The sequence below is a fragment of the Bifidobacterium sp. UMB1197 genome (assembly GCF_030217745.1).
In the GTDB taxonomy this organism is placed as follows: Bacteria; Actinomycetota; Actinomycetes; order Actinomycetales; family Bifidobacteriaceae; genus Bifidobacterium; species Bifidobacterium vaginale_B.
Window position 1 is genome coordinate 1 of sequence record NZ_JASOOL010000018.1, and the last position, 3,438, is coordinate 3,438.

The 3,438-nt window shown below is 43.0% G+C and carries 2 protein-coding genes; one reads left to right on the forward strand and one right to left on the reverse strand.

The genetic code is table 11. The annotated features are described in order from the left end of the window. Positions 1-9: 9 nt before the first annotated feature. The gene (locus QP420_RS06395) at positions 10-1,119 is read left to right on the forward strand and encodes a collagen-like triple helix repeat-containing protein (protein ID WP_481616892.1); all 1,110 of its coding nucleotides are present in this window, start codon (positions 10-12) and stop codon (positions 1,117-1,119) included. 495 nt (positions 1,120-1,614) lie between these two features. Here the strand turns inward: QP420_RS06395 and QP420_RS06400 are convergent, their stop codons facing one another. Further along, positions 1,615-2,871 (reverse strand): ATP-binding protein, encoded by a 1,257-nt coding sequence (locus QP420_RS06400; RefSeq protein WP_481616891.1) that lies wholly within the window; start codon positions 2,869-2,871, stop codon positions 1,615-1,617. Positions 2,872-3,438: the final 567 nt, after the last annotated feature.

Genomic DNA, 3,438 nt, shown 5'->3' on the forward strand with positions numbered 1-3,438 from the left:
GAAATTAAAATGATGAATAAGAAGGCTATCGCCGCTTTCGCTGCTGGCGCAACTTTGCTTGCCGGCTTCGCAATGGCAACCCCAGCATTCGCTGCTGATGAAGCTAAGACCCCTGATCAGATTTACGCTGAAGATACCGCGTCGCTTAAGGCATTGGATGATGCTATTAAGGCTCAGGAAGCTAAGGTTGCTCCTCTAAAGAAGGCTGTTGATGATGCTAAGGCTAAGAATGAAGCAATGAAGACTGCCCTTGGCGATCAGTATAGTGCTACTACTGCTGGCAAGGGTAAAGAGCAGGCTGACGCTGTAACTGCCGCCGAAACTGCACTCAAGCCTGAGCAGACCAAGTTGGATGGTATGTACAACCGTGCTTACTATGAGCTTAAGGAAAAGGTAGCACAGGAGAAGGCTGATAAGGAAGCTCGTGATAAGGCTGCTCATGAGGCTGCTCATTCCAAGGCTCATCACGTTGCTGTTGTTTCTGAGGCTAAGACCAAGCTTGATGCTACTAAGGCTGATCACGCTGATAAGATGAAGACTTACAGCGAGAAGTTTGAGGCTTGGCAGAAGGCTGATGCTGATTTGAAGATGGCTACGGCTAACTTCAAGGCTGCTCAGAAGGCTGTTTCTGATGCAGAGGCTGCTGGTTTGGATCTTACTGATAAAACTGCTTACAAGGCTTTGAAGGATACTGAGGCTCGTGCTCAGGCTGAGCTGGATGCTGCTACTACGGCTGAACAGAAGGCTGCTCGTGAGCTTGAGAAGGCTAAGGGTGATGCTGAGAAGGCTGCTGTTGCTTACAATAAGGCTTTGGAAGCCTACAAGGCTGCTTACAATGCTGCTATTCGCGATGGTGTGAAGCTTCCAGCTGATCTTCCACAGATTACTGATCCATTGGTTCCAACTACTCTTCCTGGTGTTGGTGGTTTCGTACCAGACGGTAAGCCAGGTCAGCCAGGTAAGCCAGGTCAGCCAGGTAAGCCAGGCAAGCCTGAAGTTGAGAAGAAGAAGAATGATGGCAAGAAGTTGCCTAAGACTGGTGTTGGTGTGACTTTGACTGCTTTGGCTGCAACCATGCTTGCTGGTATGGGTGCTGCTGTTCGCAAGGCTCGTCACTAAGCACTGCGCGCGCACTCGTGTGTTTTAGAGCGCGAGTGCGCGTTATTTAAGATTTGCGCTTAACGGCTAGTGTGGTGTTTTGTAGGGAAATTCCAGGCTGGTTTTGCCTTTGATTCTTGTGTTTTTATTTTGATTCTGGTTTGCTATTATTTTCTTTTCTTCCCGGGATTGAAGTAAAGGCTTACGGGGGTTTTGGGTGTTGAGCGTGTTGCTTTCGGTTTTGGATGCTACTAGGGGCTTTTAAAACCGAAAGCTTTTTTGTTTTTCCCGAAAATGTTGTTCAAATTGGCGTGATTTACAACAAAGTCGGGAGATTTTTACCGAGAATGTAGTACAAATCAGTGTGTTGAGCTACAAACTCGGGAGATTTTTACCGAGAATGTAGTCCAAAACGTCGATTTGAGCTACAAACTCGGGAAATCGCTTGCGCATTTAGCAACTCAAACCAGCGCGCAAAAATGGCCACTTTGCGATCATTTATTAAGACTTTAAACTTTAAGACTTTTCAATTAGCCAATCAACCACATACTTCACATTAATGCCGTCTATTAAATCAACTCCCGCATATCTGCCTGTAATAAGGAATTTTGCGTAGTTATCGCGTAATTTAAGCAAATTATCGGTTTCATGCGTATTTTCTGGCAATTGCTGAGTAACTTGATAATATTCAACCAAATCGCCCTTGCGTGCAATAAAATCTACTTCACTGCCATCAGCTCGAGCAACATCAACGTCATACCCCCTTCTCAACAACTCCAAAAACACAATATTTTCTAGGCGATTGCCCATATTTCCAAGCCGATGACTAACAGCCTGATTTCTTAAGCCGCTGTCAACAATAAAATACTTTGCATTCTGTCTTAAGTATGCTTTTCCGCGAATATCGTACGGTCTAACTTCAAAGAACAAATAAGCATTTTGCAAAAGCTCTAAATATCTAGAAATAGTGTGATTCGAAACTTCTATCCGCTCGTTTTTTAAAAGACTCGTAACCTTAGAAGCGTTAACAAGCTGGCCAACATTATCAGCCAAAAATGCGACTATTCTTTTAAGTGTAAAACTGTCTTTTATTTGAGCGCGAGCAGCAATATCGTTAAGAATAATGGAATCGTATATGCCAGAAAGAATAGTGTATTTAAGCGGCTCGTCCGCAAGCACGACACTAGGAAATCCGCCATATTGTTCGTATTCTTTATACGCCAAATCTACTTCTCTAGAGTTAACGTCGATTTGCTTTGCTCCCAAAAATTCCTTGAAAGAGAACGGATACACTGGTATTTCAACGTACCTTCCACTTAAGTTAGTGGCAAGCTCGCCAGAAAGAAGTTTTGCGTTAGATCCTGTTATAACAATATCGCAATTAAAACTAACTCTGAGCGCGTTAATGGCTTTTTGCCAGCCATCTACAAACTGTATTTCGTCTATTAAAATATAAGTTTTTTGTTGATTTACGGTTGTTTGCTGACTTGTGCCACTGTTTGTATTTGTGCCACTGTTCGAATTTTCACCACTGTGCATTTTTGAACAGATAACATCCATAAGATTGGAATCTGTAAGCACGTTGCGATATTCAAAGCTTTCAAGATTTATGTATATTATGTGCGAGTCTGACACTCCAAGTTCGCGAAGAGAATCCATGTATTGTTGAAGAATCACAGATTTTCCGCAGCGTCGCACGCCTGTTATCACTTTTACAAAATCAGTGTCTTTAAAAGCAAGAAGCTTATTAAGATACTCAGTTCTTGAATACATACGTTTGCCTTTCGCAAGTTGGAAGTCTACTTCCAAGTTTAGTGCAAAATGGCAAAAGTTGGAAGTCTACTTCCAAATTCCGCAAAACTAGCTCATGCTTGGAAGTCTACTTCCAGCCACTCAATAACGCTGTGAGTATAGTGCGTTGTAACGCGCGAACGGTTTTCTTGAGTAAAATAACTCCGCATTTTGTACCAAATTCGGCCAAAATTACGTACAAAAAGCGGAAATAGCGTTCGCGCGGATTAGCCGCGCTCACGTCTTCGCTTGCGTTGAAAGCACACTGTGCTTTCAACTTTGAGCAAGCTCAGCGCTCCGAATTGCCTTTTCGCGCTACGCTATAAGCGAAAAGGCAGGTCGTCGCGCACGACACACCCGAAAAGTCTTTCCTTAAAAAAACCTGGGAAAATTCTTTAAAAACCTTGAAACGCGTATTTTTACGGTTTAAGTGATGCTTATCCACAAATTTTATGGTGAATGTGGCTTTTACTGTGGATTATTCTGTGTATAACATTATTTTTTTCGGTTTAGCATGTGTGGTTGGGACTTGACTTTTTTAAACGGGGG